11 protein-coding genes are annotated in these 19337 nt (G+C 38.1%); 9 read left to right on the top strand and 2 right to left on the bottom strand.

What is annotated here, in order from left to right:
- Positions 1 to 297: 297 nt before the first annotated feature.
- Positions 298 to 1626, bottom strand: a complete 1329-nt coding sequence (locus tag GVN22_RS21850) for a hypothetical protein (protein WP_166553137.1) — start codon at positions 1624 to 1626, stop codon at positions 298 to 300.
- 211 nt (positions 1627 to 1837) lie between these two features.
- Between GVN22_RS21850 and GVN22_RS21855 the strand changes: the two genes are divergently transcribed.
- The 3 genes from GVN22_RS21855 (at position 1838) to coaD (ending at position 4082) form a co-directional block, all read left to right on the top strand.
- On the top strand, positions 1838 to 2338 hold the full coding sequence (locus tag GVN22_RS21855; protein ID WP_166553138.1) for an NUDIX hydrolase: 501 nt from the start codon (positions 1838 to 1840) through the stop codon (positions 2336 to 2338).
- A 221-nt stretch (positions 2339 to 2559) separates the two neighbouring features.
- Entirely contained in the window at positions 2560 to 3468 is a 909-nt protein-coding gene (locus tag GVN22_RS21860) for a DUF3822 family protein (protein WP_166553139.1), read from the top strand.
- A gap of 158 nt (positions 3469 to 3626) precedes the next feature.
- Entirely contained in the window at positions 3627 to 4082 is a 456-nt protein-coding gene (gene coaD, locus GVN22_RS21865) for a pantetheine-phosphate adenylyltransferase (protein WP_166553140.1), read from the top strand.
- Between the two features lie 112 nt (positions 4083 to 4194).
- Here coaD and GVN22_RS21870 read toward each other — a convergent pair whose 3' ends face one another.
- The gene (locus GVN22_RS21870) at positions 4195 to 7068 is read right to left on the bottom strand and encodes a two-component regulator propeller domain-containing protein (RefSeq protein WP_166553141.1); all 2874 of its coding nucleotides are present in this window, start codon (positions 7066 to 7068) and stop codon (positions 4195 to 4197) included.
- A gap of 236 nt (positions 7069 to 7304) precedes the next feature.
- Here GVN22_RS21870 and GVN22_RS21875 point away from each other — a divergent pair, with 236 nt between their 5' ends.
- From GVN22_RS21875 to GVN22_RS21900, 6 genes are all read left to right on the top strand, one after another.
- Complete coding sequence (locus tag GVN22_RS21875; protein ID WP_205690998.1) at positions 7305 to 8897, top strand: glucoamylase family protein; 1593 nt, start codon at positions 7305 to 7307, stop codon at positions 8895 to 8897.
- Between the two features lie 258 nt (positions 8898 to 9155).
- Entirely contained in the window at positions 9156 to 12293 is a 3138-nt protein-coding gene (locus tag GVN22_RS21880) for a TonB-dependent receptor (protein WP_205690999.1), read from the top strand.
- Positions 12294 to 12342: 49 nt separating this feature from the next.
- A complete protein-coding gene (locus GVN22_RS21885) occupies positions 12343 to 13830 on the top strand; it encodes a RagB/SusD family nutrient uptake outer membrane protein (protein ID WP_166553142.1) in 1488 nt (495 codons plus the stop codon).
- Positions 13831 to 13869: 39 nt separating this feature from the next.
- Positions 13870 to 14703: a LamG domain-containing protein gene (locus GVN22_RS21890; protein ID WP_166553143.1), complete on the top strand. Its 834-nt coding sequence runs from the start codon at positions 13870 to 13872 to the stop codon at positions 14701 to 14703.
- A 379-nt stretch (positions 14704 to 15082) separates the two neighbouring features.
- A complete protein-coding gene (locus GVN22_RS21895) occupies positions 15083 to 16744 on the top strand; it encodes a glucoamylase family protein (RefSeq protein ID WP_166553144.1) in 1662 nt (553 codons plus the stop codon).
- Between the two features lie 177 nt (positions 16745 to 16921).
- Positions 16922 to 19330 carry a glycogen debranching protein gene (locus GVN22_RS21900; RefSeq protein ID WP_166553145.1) on the top strand — a complete coding sequence of 803 codons (2409 nt, stop codon included), beginning with the start codon at positions 16922 to 16924 and terminating at the stop codon, positions 19328 to 19330.
- The last annotated feature ends 7 nt before the right edge of the window (positions 19331 to 19337 follow it).

The raw sequence follows: 19337 nt of genomic DNA on the forward strand, positions 1-19337 counted from the left end.
AAATGTTGTCTTCTAGCAGTAGAGACGCAATGATTGCGTCTTAAGCCAAGTCATATCTAGCATAGTAGCATCAAAAAGCGGTCGGAAAATATTTTCCGACCGCTTTTTGATGAAAACTTGGAGGATAATCCCAATCTTAAAATTAGGGATGACTCATGTTTGATACTATATTCCAAAATGACATATTTAGACGCAAAGCATTGCGTCTCTACTGATGAAACGTAGATTTAAAGAATAATCACTCAATCTCAATTCGCTAAATTGGAGATGACTCGTTTTCCAAAACCCTGCAATTATTTATAAACCAACACTTTTACCCTGTTTTTTCCAGAAAAAACTATAAAGAGGAGGATATACCAAACGCTTTTGTGGAGACTGATTTGCCCATTGTAACCAGTCTTTCAAATGGTTTTGATATGATTGAAAGGCAAATCGTGTGGCTGAAACAGACGACATTAATCCCTGTTTTACTAACACATCATGCCCAATAGCTTGATGATGGATAGTATCTCTCGTTTTAGCAATATCTTGAATAATATGTTGAAAATGAGGTTCTTCAATTTTGCCAGATAAGAGCAATCTATGTAGTTTTTCGGCTTGCCACCAGATCGAATTATCAGCCGATTGCGTTGGTTGAAGCGGTAGTTCTGATTTATCGTAAAAATATAAAGGCTTAAAAACTGACAAACATGGATTAGAGGTATTAGTAACCCAAACCGAACTATTGGTTCGTGGTTTTAGAAATGCTAACATTGAGCCAACAGTTTGGTTTGGGCAAAGCACACCAGTAGCGTGCATACAAATATCTTTGGTGGTGGCTTTGTGCGCCTGAAAATCTTCATCATCATGGTGAGAACTCAAGAGGTCGATACCATGATGCAAATCAAAATGAGCTTGTTGTGCCTGAGCAGTGCTCTGTATTTGTCTTACCTTACAACTGCTAGCCCAGCTCATGAAAGAGGAAGAAAAGGCTTTTGACCAATTAAACTCTTCATGTGGTTTTATCCACTTTTTCTTTTTGGCAAAATCTATCGCATCAGGAGCCAATTCATTATAATTGTTTCCAATAGAAAGCCCATTAGAAATACTACGAGCACCTTTTACATACTCAATAGCCCATAATTTACCTGCTGTTTCTAGAACAAAAGCTTTTTCTGCATCGGCTATTAAGAAGGAATTATGATAGAAAAAATTCCGATTTTGATACCCTCCACAAGCATCTTGTCCAAAATTGTGGAGATGTTCCAAGATACAATCCAAGGCGTTTTCCGCCGAATTACTCCTCTCTAAGGCAATTCTGAGCATATCCATGCCTGTTAGTCCTGTATTTTCTTTGTTGAGCGGAATTTTGGTAAAAACTGCTTCATTGCCAATTGCAACACCTTGTTCGTTGACGCCCATTTCGGCACCCCACATCCAGAAGGGTTTTGAGAGAATTACTCGATTGGTAAATCGGGCTTGAGGGACACTTCGATAGGTACAATTCAAGATACTCCCAATAGCATGTTCTTGCGCAGGTATATCGACAACCGACTGAGCCTCATTAGGTTCTCGGTCGGAATTTTTTCCAAAAATCCAACAATGATCTTTACTTGACTTGGGAGGCACTACGAATGTATCACACATGACGATTTAGAAATTTGTCAATTCGGAAATATGATTCTGATATTTTGTGAAATCCTAGTAATTTTTGCTGTATTTTTACCTAATTAATTTGGTGTATCTGATGCAAATGTGCCTCTATTTGATTATTACTGATAGAAACAAAGCCTTTTAAAATGGATATATAGCAATATATAAATAATTTACTTAATCACTTGATTAACAAACTAATATAATGAGTACCATTACGGATGTGGCACACGAACAAGTCTTGAATTTATATGCTCAAAAACTACGATTGAGAGTATGTGGAATTTGTGTCCAAGACCAAAAAATATTAATGATTAATCACGCTGGTGTAGTGCAAGGAGCAGACTTTTGGTGTCCGCCAGGTGGGGGGCTTCAATACGGCGAATCAGTGAATGAAGCTCTGAAAAGAGAATTTTTAGAGGAAACTCAAACCGAAATATCGATAGGAGAGATGCTTTTTGTAAATGAATTCCTAGAGCCTCCTCTTCATGCCATTGAATTATTTTTCAAGGTCGAGATCACAGAAGGAAAAGCCAAAAAGGGCTTTGACCCAGAGATGAAAGACCAAATAATTCAAGAAATTAAATGGATGAGTTTTGACGAAATCAAACAATTGCCAACAGCGCAGGCACATAGAGTTTTTTCTCTTTGTAACTCTTTGGATGAATTGTTTTCTATCAAAGGGTTTTGTGCTAAAAAGCCATAAACAAAGCTTTGATTTAGCCAAAACATCTTTTTACAACTGACCAAAAGTCTAATCGCTTGATTGTCAGTAAAAATTACGAATAATCGTTTGCAATTCATAGAATTCTTCACATATTTTGAAGCAGAATTGTATTTTTGCATCCCTGTTAATGTAAATTTTTTTTTGTCATAACAGGAAATAATGATAGTGGTTCTGGAAGTGAAAATACAATTTAGTACTTTATGATGGATTTTACCCTCTTCAACCCCATACGACAATTGGAGGCGATTATTTCAAATATTCAACCTAAAGGAAAATTTTTTCTCCCAAATTTTGATGTTGAGAAAATTCCAACCTATCAGCTATTCTTCGAAATTTCTTCGAAGAGTTTCTGTTTTTGGGTAAAGGATTCAGTGACAACTCAGATTATTTGGGTCGAAGAATATTCCCTTTCGTGGTTGGATGCCGATTCGAGTGTGGTGGACAATATTAGTTTTATTTATTCTTCGCATGAATTTTTGAAGTCTATCAAATGGCATTCAATTCATATTCAGTGCGATTCTCAGTCGTTTGTGCAAGTTCCTTTGCCGTATTTTAGAAAAGAATTTTTGCAAAAATATCTTCAATTAGCTAAAGGTCAGTTGATTAGTAATTCGGAGCAGATTCTATCTCAAATGGATGAAGCCTATGGATTAGTGCATGTTTTTAGTGTTGAAACAGAGTTATTAAATTGGTTTTCACAAACGTATCCGCTTGTCGAGATTCAATACATCCCTGTTTGTCAGATATTATTAGAAGTTGCCAAAGCCGAGTCTCGTCTCCAACCTGCGATGTATGTCTATATCAAAGAGGACGCAATAAATGTGGTGGTGACCAATAATGGAAAATTGCAGTTGTGTAATAGATTTCCTACAAGGTCGACCAATGACGTACTCTTTTATATTTTGGCTACGCTAAGTGAGCTTTCTATGAGTCCTGAAAAAGCCTACGTAAAATTATTCGGAGAATTAGGCGCTGATGGTCAATTGCTAGCGATTCTTTCTGAATATGTCACCAATGTTGAACTAGGGGATTATCAAACCGTAAGAGTATGGGAGGAAGGTCAGATTCCCAAAAATTATATTGGAATGAAAGATTGTTTTACTGCCTAGTTCGAGATTTATTTTTGAACTAGGAAGCTATGGCTTTGGTAGGAATTAGGTGAGAAAATCTATCCTTTTACAAAAGCAATTTAAGCTTACTATATAAGGCTTATAGCTTATTGCGGGTATAATTAAGTCATTTAACTGTGAATAAAACTTGAGAAAAAGTGAATAAAAAAATTGCGTTCTTCCCAGGGTCATTTGACCCATTCACCAAAGGGCATGAAGATATTGTGCTAAGAGCTTTGGAGATTTTTGATGAGGTAATTATCGGTATTGGGCACAATACAAATAAAAATCGCTATTTCTCTATCGAAAAAATGACTGTTTGGATTGAGCAAACTTTCGTAGGAAAGCCTGTAAAGGTTGTAGCTTATAATAACCTGACGGCCACAGTTGCTCAAGAAATGAATGCTAACTTTCTGCTTAGAGGATTAAGAAATACGACAGATTTTGAATATGAAAACTCTATTTCGCAAGTGAATAGATATCTGGTAAAAGGGCTTGAAACGGTATTCTTGATAACGTCTCCACATCTGGCACCCATCAGTTCGACTATCATCCGTGATTTACATCGTTATGGAACCAATGTGGATGAATTTTTACCATATACATTGGACTAAATCCTTCGTAGTGCGAATGGCTAAATGTTTGCTATCGAAATGCGTTGATTTTATAGAATTTTGTTTGGAGCCGTTGCATGCAACGGCTCTACGTGTTTTTAGAGATTTACTATTAGATTTTCATCATAAACTCACCAAGGTTTATTTCGGTATCCAACTCCATTTTTTTACGCAAACGATAGCGTTTTAGCTCCACGCTTCGGTTGGTGATATTAAACAATTGAGCTATTTCTTTACTCGAAAGATTCATGCGTAAATAGGCCGCTAATTTTAAATCACTTGGCGTGAGATTTGGATAAAGCTCAATTAGTTTTTTCAAAAACTCTTCATGTACTTTATTGAAATTTGATTCAAACACTTGCCAATCTTGTTCTGACGAAATATTACTGTCAATCAAATTCATGATCTGTCGATACGCTTGATTGCCAACATTGCGTCCCGATTCTTTCTTGAGGTTGTCTACCTCTTGTTTTATCTCCAACAGCAATTCATTTTTCTTAATCAAAGTCATCGTCGAGTTGGCGAGTTCTTCAGATTTTCTAATTACATCTTGTTCCAATTGCTCGTTTCGCAAACGAATGATTTCCTGCTCACTTAATTCTGCCTGTCTGCGGAGGCGACGCTCTAATTTACGGCGCTCTTTCAGTTGTTTTAAGCGAAATTTTCGGTCCTGATAACGATAGAATAAAAGATTAATGCCTATAAAAATGGCGGTGTACAAGCCTTTACTCCAAGCATTCCAATACCATGGGGGTAAAATCGTAATACTAATAGTGTTTTCCTCAGCATTCTGATTCGATTTTAGGTGAAAAATGTACGAGCCAGGTTGGAGATTACTAAATTCTTTCATCGATATGAGTTGGTATGGTGACCATGATTTCATACCATTTTCCAACCAATAACTATATTTTGTTTTCGGACTAATACTCGTTGTACTAAAAATAATACTTAAACTGTTTTCATTATAATCGAGCGTAATTTCTTGATTTTGAGGAGGAAATCTATATAAATATGCCGTGCTATCGTCTACTACCGATACACTTCTAATAAAAGGTTTGATATTGTCAGAAGCTTGTTTATCTAGAATTTGCGATGGGGGTAATATCACAAACCCATCCTCAGTGCAAACTAATACTTCACCAGAATTGATTTTTACTACATTTTCGTATATATCCACCCAACGGTTATTAGGAATAGGAACATCGATGGGTTTTTGCCCTACTTTGGCATAGCTCAACGAACCATCTTTACGAAGTACATATAACTCATTTGCCGAAATGGGAAAAATTTTATGGATAACTTCTCCAAAAAGCCACTTTTGTAAGTCTTCATCCAATTGAAATTGTCTGGTATCGTTCTGATATGACTTAATCCCTTTGGGACTAGTGATGAGTATCTTATTTTGGAAAGAACGAAGATTAATGGTACTGTTTCTAAACTCTTCTCCTTCGAAAGATTGATTGGAAATAATTTTCTTGAAGCTTGGATCCAGTTTAATTCGATTGATGCCTGTTGATGGACGATACACCCACAAGTAGCCATTGTTATCCTCTTCAACTTGAGTAAATGACCCTCCAAGATTTTCGAGCGTGTGGTCGAATATCCAAGAACCATTTGCTTGTTTTTTGTAAAAACATAGTCTTGTATAGGTTCCTTGAACCAACCAATTGGGGTTACTTTTAAGTTTTTTGATGGTCCATCCTCCTGTAATATCCGAAATGAGTCGTGCTTGATTTTTTTCAATTAACAATGTTCCATTATTATGCCCACAAAAAAGCTGTTGGTCTATCACCGCCAAATCCCATACTTGTCCTTGAGTTTTAGGCACTAGTTTAAAAGGTGTACTGGAATTAATTGGTTTACAGTATACTCCTTGGTTGGTGCCCACATAAAGCCAACCATTTAATGATTCAATGTCATAAACGGTTCCCAAATACCCATCCAAATCTCTAAAATAGCTTAATGGTGAGCTTAGCATCAGCAAATCGATGCCTTTATCGAGTCCAACCCAGACATTGTGAACTTTGTCTTCATACAGCGAAAGCACTGTGTTATTTTGCAAGCCTTGTCGTTGGTTGATATGGCGGAGAATTTTACCATTAGCATCAGTCAAAACGATGCCATTCAAAAGTGTACCAAATAAGTATTGACCATTATGGAGTTTGATAGCACGGTTTAGGCGATAGAGTTGAAAAAACTCATTGGTTTGAGTATTCAGAGGCTTAACAGATGTGCCATTGTGTACAAACAAACCATTATTGGTACAGACCAACAAAGAATTTCCTTCAAAAGGTAAAATCACATCGATGGCTTCATGACTTAATTTTTCTCCATCAGGTAATAACTTAAATTGATTGTTTACGATTTCGAACAAACCTTTATTGATCACATCTACAAATAATCGATGGTGTACCTCATGCACAAATAAGATGGTTCCAGGGTTTTTAAGCTTTGTTACTTTTCCATTTTTGTAGAAATATAAAAAGGCAAACGACTGAAATAACACCCCTTCTTGATAAGGAATAATGTGCCAGATTTCTTCGCGAGAAAATTCCTTGTCATGTATCAAGTGTGTTAGAGAATGATAGGCTAAAACGCCATGCTCGTTGGCTTCCCAATAACCAAAACTTGCCATACCTCCTGTATATATTTTACCTGAGCCATCCGCAGCAACAGACCTTACAATTTGTTTTCGGGGAAGCTCAAATGTTTTCCAGTTACTACCATCATATTCCAACATACCTTTAGAATTGGCAAAATACATAAAGCCCGTAAGTGGGTCTTGGGTGGCATCCCAGTTTTGGTAGTGGGCACCATATTGTTGTTTATTGAAATTGATAATTTCTGGTGTACCAATATTACTGATACTATTGCCTACAAAAGTCTGACTCCAGATAAGTGTGCTACCAGTCAGAAGAAAAGTAAAAAAAGCAAGAAGAGTTTTTCTACAAAACAAGTTTGTCAATTCCAAAGTCGCTCCAATCATCCTAAAATTGTGTATGACGTAGTTAAAATATGCCTAAACAGTGAAAAAAAAGGGTTTTGATGTAGTAATGATGTACCCCAAAATTAGGAATGAGGTTGTTTTTAAATCTACATTTGCCATGTCAAATTTAAAGTTTTTATAAAAAAAATAACAATTCTTTCTAATAGTATTATCATAAAAGATTTTGAGTAACGATAAAACTACTGGAAAAAACTATCCCAAATCGACTGATTAAAATGAAGAAAGCGACTATGGCTTTGGGACTTGCACTGGGAATGATGCAGTCTGGGTGGGCACAACAAAAGATTGAAACACCTGCTAAACTGGTAAAGCTCAATGAGAAATATGAGTATATAGAAACGGTTCAAAAAGCTACATTTCAATATTTCTGGGATTTTGCACATCCTATTTCTGGTATGGCGCCCGAGCGTACAGCAACTCCCAATATTGTTACTTCAGGTGGTACAGGCTTTGGTATTATGAGCATTGTGGCAGCTGTTCATAGAGGTTGGATTTCGAGAGAGGACGCTGTAAAGCATCTTCAAAAGATGACGAATTTCTTAGGTAAAACAGATAGATTTCATGGTGCATGGTCGCACTGGTTAGATGGTCGTACAGGTAAAATGGTACCATTTGGTGAAAAAGATAATGGGGGAGATTTGGTAGAGACTGCCTATTTGGTCAATGGACTTTTGGTAGCTAGAGAGTACTTTGACGCAGGAACACCAGCTGAGAAAAACTTAAGAGATACCATTACCAAATTATGGGAAAGTGTAGAATGGGATTGGTACGCTTCAAGAGGCGACGGGCATTTGTATTGGCACTGGTCACCACAATATAACTGGGACATGAATATGCCAATCAGAGGATACAATGAGTGTTTGATTACTTACGTGTTGGCATTGGGCTCTCCAACACATAGTATCAAACCAGAGGTATATCAAAACACTTGGAAGAAAAGTGATTTTTATGAAAATGGTAAAGACTATTTAGGATATAAACTAACTGTTGGTTTTCCGTACGGAGGCTCATTATTTTTTGCCCATTATTCATACCTAAGTCTTGACCCACGTTTGATGCAAGACGAGAAAACAAACTATTGGCAACATAATCAAGCTCAAACACTCATTAATTACAAGCATTGTGTGAAAGAAGCACCCAAAGAGTTTGGTTATTCGACAGACAACTGGGGTTTGACAGCAAGTGATGATTATAATTTTTATGATGCTCACTCGCCAACCAACGATAACGGGACAATTAGCCCAACAGCAGCTATTTCATCTTTTCCATATACTCCGTTCGAGTCATATCAAGCTATGCGTTACATGTACTTGAAAAAAGGGGCAACTCTTTTTGGGAAATATGGGTTTTATGATGCCTTCAATGCCACCAAAAACTGGTATTCTAACCAGTATTTGGCGATTGATCAAGGACCAATGGTGGTGATGATTGAAAACTATCGTTCGGGCTTGCTTTGGAAGCTTGGAGAGAATATCAAAGAACTCCAAACAGGTTTGAAGAAAATGGGCATTAATAAACCTGAATACCCGACTGGTTTCTATATGTATCAACCAGACCCTGAAACCAAAGATGTTAACCTGACCAAACATCCAGATTCTGATGATTTTGTTTTGGATTTTGCGGTGAAAGGTTCAGAACCTGTTGAAGTGTTTATTACTGACAAAAATGGCAATAAACAAGTTTTGGTAGCATCTACAGCGGCGCTGAAAGGTATGCAACAAGTACATTTCAAAGCAAAATATGGCTCTTACAAAGCAAGTATTTTGCAAGGACAGAATGAAGTTTCAGTGCAAATCCATTTGAAATAAGTAATTGTGTAGAAGTTACCTTTAATCAGTTGTGGATATAAAATATCGATATTTAAAAATTTGCATTCACAATTCGTCACTCACAATTCAGCATTAATAATTAATTCCCGTATGGAGGGAAAGACACACATTTCTGACCCTCTATGCAATTTATAAAACCGAGCGTAGGGTAAGTTTGGGTAAAATCAAGAACCATTATTAAATCACCTGTTGCCTTACCTCAATGCTTAGTGCTTACATTTCTAATTAGCAAAACGTATGAAACAAAAACCATTTACTTTTTTATCTAAAAAGGGGTATGTACAACCAATTACCCAAATTTTTAGATATGCTTGCTTGGCGACGATGGTCGCAGGGCCAATATTTTCGGAAGCGAAAGTGTTGCCAAGATATGTGCAGTCAGTGGCAGATACCAAAGTGACTGGTAAAGTAACCGATGCCAAAGGCGAGCCAATTCCTGGAGTGGCAGTTCGCGTAAAAGGAACCAACAAAGGAGCAAATACCGACGTAAATGGTAATTTCTCCCTATCTACAGCTGATAATGCAGTATTAGTGATTTCATCTGTTGGCTACGAAACGCAGGAAGTGCCAGTAAACGGCAGAAGTAGCATCAATATTACACTTCAAAATTCTTCAAAAGAGTTGGACGAGGTAGTATTTGTAGGTTATGGTACTCAGCGCAAAATGGATGTGACTGGCGCTGTAGTTTCGGTAAAAGGTGAAGAGATTTCAAAACAAGCTTCAGTAAATGCAGTGAGTTCTTTACAAGGTAAAGTGGCTGGTGTACAAATCAGTAACTCTGGGGCTCCTGGTGCTTCTCCACAAATTCGTATTCGTGGTTTGGGTACGGTTTATGGTAACCCTAACCCTTTGTATGTTGTGGATGGTGTTTGGTTTGATGATATTTCTTTCTTAAACCCAGCAGATATTGAGTCGATGAACGTGTTGAAAGATGCCTCCGCGCAATCTATCTACGGTATTCGTGCGGCGAATGGTGTGATTTTGATTACCACTAAAAAAGGAAAAGCAGAACAAACAACTATTACTTATAATGCTTCTTATGGTGTTCAACGTGTGAGCAACCAATTAGAAATGGCGAATGCCAATGAGTTTGCAACCATGGTAAATGAGTTGTCCACTATCAATGGTGGTAGCCAAGTGCTTGACCCAACTAAATTTAGCAAAGGTACAGACTGGTATCGTGTTGGTTTAAGAAGCGCTCCTGTAACTAATCACCAAATTTCATTAGCTGGTGGTTCTGAGAAGTCAACTTATAATTTCTCATTGGGTTATTTGAATCAAGCTGGTTTGGTGGAAGGTAATAACTTTGACCGTTACACAGCTCGCTTACAGAACGATTATCAATTGTTCAAACACTTGAAAGTTGGTTACTCGGTAACAGGTGCAGCAAGTACTTCAAAAGATGCTCCTCCAGCAATCTTCAGACAATTATACTCAGCAGCTCCAGTAGTACCAGTTTATTATGCTGACGGTACTTATGGCGATCCAAGTGATTATAACTTGGGTGATGGTGCAAACTACAACCCACAAGCGACTTTGGATTTTTATAACCAAAAAACTACGAACTATCGCTTGACGGGTAACGTGTTTGCGGATTTGAATTTTGCTAAACACTTTACTTTCCATACAAGTATTGGGGGTGAATTTAGACAAACAGAAGTTCGTAACTACACGCCAGTATTTGTTGCAACTTTGAGACAACGTACAACAGTAAGTACCTTGAACTTAGGTAGAGCTGAAAACCGTAACTGGATTTTGGAAAATACCTTGAGTTATGATAATACTTTCAATAAAGATCATAGTGTTCGAGTTTTGGTAGGTCAGTCGGCACAAAGCTACCGTTCTTATGGTATCAATGCTTCTGCGCAAAATGTACCTAATACTTCTGAAGGTGATTTGTATTTAACGCTAGGAAATGTTGACGGTCGTCAGATTAGTGATTATGGTGATTTGAGTACGATTGCTTCCTATTTTGGTCGTGTGAACTATGCTTTCAAAAACCGTTATATGGTGAACGCTTCATTGCGTGCCGATGGTTCTTCAAAGTTTGCTGGTAATAACCGTTGGGGATATTTTCCATCAGTAGGTTTGGGTTGGGTAGTTTCTGAAGAAGATTTCATGAAAGACCAAAAAATCTTTGACAATTTGAAATTCAGAGCAAGCTGGGGTAAAGTCGGAAACGCTTCTGTTCCTGCCAACGTATCAGTATTGCGTGTAAATCAAGCGGCAAACTTAACAGCTATCTTTGGTGACCAAATCTACACAGGTGCAAGCATTAACTCGGTAGTGCCCCCAACAACATATTGGGAGAGAAGTGTAGGTACTGATATTGGTGTAGAAATGGCTTTCTTGAAAAACAAATTGACTTTCGAAGCTGATTATTACAATAGAAAAACAGAAATGGCGATTTTTGATATTCCAATTCCTTCTTCTATTGGTACTGGTTCTAGTACTATTACAGGTAACCAAGCTGATATTCAAAACAGAGGATACGAGTTTGTGTTGAACTACAGAAATACGATTTCAAAAGACCTTTCTTTCTCAATTGGCGGTAATATTGGTATCAACGACAACAAAGTTTTGCGTGTAGTAACAGGTGCTAACCCTATCTACTCAGGTGGTGCAGCGTCAACAGGTGGTGCTTTGGCAACACGTACAATCGAAGGACAGCCTATTGGTCAGTTCTTTGGTTATATCGTAGATGGTATTTTCCAAAATACGGCTGAAGTAGCTGCTTCTGCTCAGAAAAATGCTAAACCAGGCGATTTCAAATACCGTGATATCAGTGGTCCAGATGGAAAGCCTGACGGTGTTATCTCAGACTTAGACCGTGCTCCATTAGGCAATCCAAACCCTAAATTTAGTTATGGTATTAACACCAACTGGAACTACAAACAATTTGACTTAATGTTAGATTTCCAAGGCGTTGCAGGTGTAGATATTTACAATGCCAACCTTGGCTTGCGTTACGGTAACGAAAACTTTACCAAAGATTTCTACAACAACCGTTGGCATGGTGAAGGTACTTCTAATACCTATCCTTCAGTAAATATCGGTGGTGGTGATAACTATCGTCCAAACTCTTTCTTCGTGGAAAGTGGTGCTTACTTCCGTGTACGTAACATTCAGTTGGGCTACTCTTTGCCAAGCACTATTACAGACAAATTACACATCAAAAAATTGCGTGTATTTGCCAATGCACAGAATGCTTTGAACTTCTTTAAATATAGAGGTTTTACGCCTGAAGTTACAGGTGCTTACAACAGCAGTGGTGCAGCTACAAGTGGTACAAGCGCAACAATCAATGCAGGTATTGATAACAACGTGTATCCGATGTATGCTACCTACAACTTTGGTTTAAATGTTACTTTCTAATCATTCCAATTGATAATAGAATTTTTAGAAACTGAAAAGAGAAAGAATTATGAAAAAATATAGCATTATTTCAACAGCCCTTAAAGTAGGGAAATATTTACCAGTTGCCTTAGTGTTGACTCTATCTAGCTGTAGTGATAGCTTTTTGGAAGTTCCACCACAAGGACAACAACCATCTGAACAATTCTGGAAAAATGAAGCAGACGCTACCAAGGCCGTAAATGCCATGTATGCCAACCTTCGTTCATGGAACAATACAGCTTTTGCCCCAATCGCTGTCGAAAGTGTACCTTCAGATGATGCTGAAAAAGGAAGTAGCCCAAGTGATGCAACCTTCTTCAACAAGTTTGATACGTTTACGCATACATCTACGGAGGGACAAATTGCTGATTTTTGGACAGGTCAATATCAATCTATTAACTATGCCAATCAAGTAATTACGAATATCCCTGCTATCAGCATGGACGAAGGCTTAAAGGCTCGTTATATCGCTGAAGCAAAATTTGTACGTGCTTATTGCTACTTTAGATTAGTGCGTGCTTTTGGTGACGTGCCTTTGCGTTTGTCATTGGCAACTGATGCTTCTCAATATAATTTGGCTCGTACACCTAAAGCACAAGTTTGGGCAGCTATCGAAAAAGATTTGCAAGATGCAGCTACTGTATTACCACAAACTTATGGTGCTGCTGATATCGGTCGTGCTACAAAAGGAGCAGCTTTGGGATTGAATGCGAAAGTAGCTTTGTATCAGAAAAAATGGAGCGATGTAGTTAGTCTTACCAAACAAGTGATGGGTATGGGATATGGCTTACTTCCAAATTACGATTCAGTATTCCGTATTCCGAATGAAAACTCTAAAGAGTCGATTTTTGAGATTCAATGTAAACTAATCTTAGGAAATGCATCTGCATCTAGCTCACAATACTCACAAGTACAAGGGGTTCGTGGTTCACAAGGTGGCGGATGGGGCTTTAATGTTCCAACACAAGATTTGGTGAATGAATTTGAAGCTGGCGACCCTCGTTTGGATGCAACGATTATTTTCCGTGGCGAAACTACTCCTCAAGGTGATGCAATTCCAGCTACTGGTGACAACCCCATGTACAATCAGAAGTCTTATGTGCCATTCTCGTTGTTTGTATCTGGTTACAACGAAGGTGCAGAGCAAAATGTTAGAGTGATGCGTTATGCAGAAGTCTTGTTGATGAATGCCGAGGCAAATATGGAATTAGGCAATACTGCTGATGCTTTAGCCTCATTAGAAATGGTTCGTGCACGTGCTCGCCAAGGTAATGCTGCAATTTTACCAAAAGTAACCACCACCGACCAAGCGCAATTACGTAAAGCAATTTACCATGAAAGACGTGTAGAAATGGCAATGGAATTTGACCGTTTCTTCGATGTGGTTCGTCAAGGTAGAGGTGCTGAAGTTTTGGGTAAAAAAGGCTTCAAAACAGGTGTTCATGAGGTTTTCCCAATTCCTCAAAACGAAATTGACTTAAGCGCTGGCGTACTTAAGCAAAACCCTGGATACTAATTGTTGCCAATGTCTAACATTTAATTTGAGTTCGTAACTATGAATATTTTCAAAAATAAATCATTATTAGCTGGTTTGCTTGGCTCATCTATGCTGTTGAGTTCTTGCTACGAGAAGTTTGATGCTTCTACTTATGCTCCAGCGGTGTCTATCGGAGGATATACAAGTACTTCTGAAATTGCCCCAAGCAACTTGGTCGGTTATTGGTCGTTCGACAATAGCTATATCGATGCAGTATCCAAAACTGCAGGCGAGGCTACAGGTACCAGCTTTGCAGGCGGAGTGAAGGGACAAGCAATGGTTGGTGGTATCGACAAATATGTGGTAAGCAATGTGCCTGCTGCCATCCAAAATCTCTCCAGCTTCACGGTAACTACGTGGGTTAACATGAAGAAAAATGATGCAGGGATTGTTGGTTTGGTGGATATTGCTAACTCATCTTCTTTCTGGGGAAATCTTACGATTTTCTTAGAAAATGGCGCTACAGATGCGAAAGGTTTGTTAAAAGTACACGTGAACAATGCAGGAAAAGATGCGTGGTTAGGTAACTATGATTTGAACAACCTTTGGAATACTTGGGCAAACATTGCCGTTACGTATGATGCTACCTCGTCGACTTTTAAGGTGTATTATAATGGTAATAAAATTGCGACTCAAGTGGTAGCAGGTTACGGAGGAATCAAATTCCAGAATGCTTCTAAGATGGTATTTGGTACGGTTCAATTCCAAACAAGTCCTAGTCTCAATGGTGGTGACAAACAATCATGGGCTAGTTTCTTGAATGGTCAACTAGATGAAGTACGTATCTACAACAAAGCCCTTGCCGAAAATGAGGTAAATGCCTTGGTGAAGCTTGAAGGTAGAGGGAAATAATCTTTTGAGTGCTGAGTTGCGAGTTTGGAGTGCGAAGTTTTTTAATTATAAATCTTCATTCTCAGCTTATCACTTAGATCTATCTATCCCGAATTGATTTAGTTATTTTACAGAATAAGATTGTTTAAGCTGTAAGCCATAGGTATTAGGCAAAATGTTTTCATTTTTTTTTTATAAGAAACTCATTTAGACTTTTGCCTATGGCATAAAGCTTATTGCCTAAAGCCTTTTGTGTCAAACGACCTATCTTCGGGTGGGTCGTTGATTTTATTTTTAGGAAAAATGATGCTCGGGTTGAAGTTTTACAATATGAATAGTTTTGACCCAAGATTCCATTTAGAGGGTGAATTTATTCACCCTTTCATAACATCCAAAATTTATGAAAGTCTTACCTTATCAAATTGTTTGTGTGTTGCTGATTCTTCTTTGTGCTTGTTCCAAAAAAGCAACAGACGATGTAAAGCCAACACCCACGCCTAGCTCGTTTAGTCTTAATACTTTAAGAGTCAATGGTGACTACAATGGCTTTGATTATAAAGATGTTACGACAAAACCTGAAATAATCCTTACTTTCAATACAGCGCTAGATGCTAGTTCGCTAGCATCAGCGATTTTGTTAAAAAATACTGCTGGCAATTCCTTTGCTGTACAAACTTCTTTAACTCAAAATGACAGTGCGATTGTAATCAAACCCGCACTTGATTTGGATTACCTCAACAAATACACTTTATCAGTAAACAACAACCTAAAGTCAAAAGCAGGAGGTTCGCTCAGAACAGAATTTGCTGTCAATCTGACGACGCAAATTGATGCCAAAGACAAATTTTCAAGAATTAGCAATGATGAATTGCTGACTAAGGTTCAGCAACAAACCTTCCGCTATTTCTGGGATTTTGGACATCCTGTTTCGGGGCTGGCTCGCGAACGTAATACCTCTGGAGATATAGTCACCTCTGGTGGTTCGGGCTTTGGCATTATGGCGATGGTGGTTGGCATTGAACGCAAGTTTATTACACGTGAACAAGGGCTTCAACGACTCACCACAATAGTTGATTTTTTGACGAATCAGGCTGAAAAGTTTCATGGTGCATTTCCACATTGGCTCAATGGCGCTACGGGTAAAACGGTTCCTTTTAGTGCGAAAGACAATGGCGCTGATTTAGTCGAAACCTCGTTCTTGATGCAAGGCCTGCTCACAGCAAGACAATATTTTGATGGAAATACTCAAGCAGAAATTACACTTCGTCAAAAAATTAATACCCTTTGGAATGGAGTCGAATGGAGTTGGTTTACCCAAAATACTTCTAATGGTTTGTATTGGCATTGGTCACCTACCGACGCTTGGGCAATGAATATGAAAATCTCAGGTTGGAATGAGGCTTTGATTACTTATGTTTTGGCAGCATCGTCTGAAAAGTATGCGATTTCCAAAGACGTTTATCAAAACGGCTGGACTCGTAATGGTGCTTTCAAAAATGGCAATAGTTACTTTGGTGTGAAACTTCCCTTGGGCGGAAATATGGGAGGACCTTTGTTTTTTACCCACTATTCATTTTTAGGACTCAATCCTAAATTACTGACCGACCAATACACTAATTATTTCGACCAAAATAAAGCACATGCTCAAATCAATTATCTCTATTGCAAAGCGAATCCTAAACAATATGCTTTCTATGGCGAAAATTGTTGGGGGCTTACTGCCAGCGACAACGAAAATGGGTATTCCGCTCACGCACCTGACAATGATTTGGGCGTGATTTCTCCAACGGCAGCACTAGCTTCCTTTCCTTACACGCCTACAGAATCGATGCAAGCTTTACAGTTTTTCTATTACAAATTAGGTGATAAAATCTGGAAAGAATATGGCTTTGTAGATGCTTTCAATCTCAACAAATTCTGGTATGCTGATAGCTTTTTGGCAATCGACCAAGGACCAATTATTGTCATGATAGAAAACCATCGTTCTGGACTCTTATGGAATTTGTTTATGTCTTGTCCTGAAGTGAAAAATGGACTAAAAAGACTTGAATTAACCAACTGAGTTTTTCAAACCGAGTTTTTCAAACCGAACTCTTCAAAAATTTTATTAAACCGCGTAATTCTGCATCCGTAGTATTCACTGAGTACTACGGATTTTTTGTAAAAAATAAACCCTAACAACAAAATCTCCAGAAATCATTAAATTTGATGTAGAATAAATCCATTTTTATAAATAAATATGAAATCAATCCTCAAAACCCTTATGCTTGGAAGCCTTGTTGTAGCTTCTATACAAGCAAAGGCTCAAAAAGCCTCTTTACTTGATTTGACCAAAAATAGTGAAAGCATTACTGGGAAAAAATCGTATCTGAATACGCCTTATGTGACCGCAGGCGACCGTCTTTATATGGTAGGGCATCAAAATGGGCAATTTCCTGATTTGGGCTGGCACGTCACTGGCGAAATGGGAGGGATTTGGGATCATCCTATTAAATTGATGGATGGTTTTTCTGCCAAAATACAAGCCAATGGTACGGCTCGTTGTCTAGACCAAGCTACATCTTTTGTGAATTTTCCTTATGGCAATAAGCATATTTATCAGGACATATTGCCCAATCTTTCTATTCAAAGATTTCAGTTTGTTCCAGATAAAACAGAAGGAGTTGTAGTGGAATATACTTTTGAGAATCATGGGACAAGTCCTCAAACACTTGAGTTTGAATTTACAGGACATAGCGATTTACGACCAGTTTGGCTTGGCGAGCGAAATAATATGATTGATGCGGAGGATAAAGCTACTTGGCGAAACGCAAGTCAATCTTGGGTCGTAAAAGACCAAAAAAATCCTTGGTATGTGCAGTTTGGTGCGAGTATTTCTGCCAAATCACATCATCAAAATACATCAGATTGTCAGTTTAAATCCCAAGGTTTAGGAACCAAAGCTAGTTTGATATACAATATTGTAATTGCTCCTAAATCAAAATTTATTTTGCCAATTGTGATTGCAGGATCATACCAATCGGAAGGGGCTGTGAATAAGACTTTTGGAAATATTCAGAAAACTGCTTCTGTTTTACTTCAACAAAAAATCAAACGCTATGAGTCAATTGCAAAGCAATCAGCATTAACCGTTCCTGACAAAAAATTGGAACAGGCATTTCGTTGGGTGAAATACAATACAGATTGGTTGGTACGTGACGTTCCAGCGGTTGGGCGTGGTATGTCGGCAGGGATGCCTGATTATCCTTGGTGGTTTGGAACAGACGCCGAATATACCTTGAAAGGCTTAGTGGCAACAGGAAAAAAGGATTTAGTATATGATGCAGTTGAAGTTTTGAATAAACTTTCAGAAAAAGAAAATGGCAATGGGCGTATTGTTCACGAGGTGTCTTCAAATGGTGTTGTTTTCAATCCTGGCAATGTCAATGAAACGCCACAATTTGCCAGTATGATTTGGGAGATTTATCAATGGACAGGCGATAAATCTTTCTTACAAAAGTATTATCCGACCATTAAAAAAGGGTTAGATTGGCTCTTGAAAGAAAACGATAAGGATAAAAACTTGCTTCCTGATGGCTTTGGTATGATGGAAATCCATGGACTCAATAGCGAGATGATTGACGTTGCTGTTTATACCCAAAAAGCCTTTGCTGATGCCGCTCAAATAGCAAAACTCGTAGGAGATAGCGAACAGGCTTTACAATATGAGCGCAATGCTAATCAAATCAAACACCAAATCAATACTGATTTTTGGGTGCCAGAAAGTCAATCTTTTGCTGACTTTATTGGCACTAGAGAACAGACCTTACACTTGATAGACGATGCAATAGTAAGAGCTGATACCCTGCAAAAACCCTGGGCAGTGGCAGAATTAAAACAATTAAAGTCTAACGTAGAGGTTTTGCCTGTAGGTACAAAAAAAGGCTTTGCGTTACACCATAATTGGGTAGTAAATACGCCTATGGAAATGGGTATAGCGGATCCTGAAAAAGCCAAACTGGCACTTGTAAATGCACGTAAATACACCAATCCATTTGGTGCTTTTGTGACAGGTATTGACCGAGATGAAAGTTCTAATTCGGAGGAAGCTCCAGCCACTTTTGTACGTAAATCTTTTACTTACACGGGTGCAGTGATGACTTTGCCAACGGGAGTAGCAGCTATTGGAGAGAATAATTATGGTAACCCTGATGGGGCTTTGTGGTATTTGAATAAAATGACTAAAACCTTTAGCTATGTGTTGCCAGGAGCGATTTATGAAGTTTCTCCAGATTATGGAATGATGTGTCAAGCTTGGAATTTGTATAGCTATGCTACCCCGATTATCAAGCAGTTTTTTGGAGTTCAACCTCAAGCAGGTTCAAAATTAATCGTTATTCAGCCCCAAATGCCAAGTACTTGGAACAATGCCAAAATTAAATATGTACAGATAGGAGATAATAGCTTGAGTATGAGCTATCAAAAAGTATCCTCTGTATTGAAGGTTGATTTTAATCAAACGAAATCTTCTTGGAAAATAAAAGTCCAATATCCCAAAGGAAAATTTACTACTTGGAAACTAAATGGAAAGACTATCAAACCCGAATCGTCGGAGGAATTTGATTTTATTTGGATTAGTGGGTTGAAGAATGTTGTGGAGGTATATTAAATGATTA

The organism is Cellulophaga sp. BC115SP, assembly GCF_009905545.1.
In the GTDB taxonomy this organism is placed as follows: Bacteria; Bacteroidota; Bacteroidia; order Cytophagales; family Spirosomataceae; genus Flectobacillus; species Flectobacillus rivi.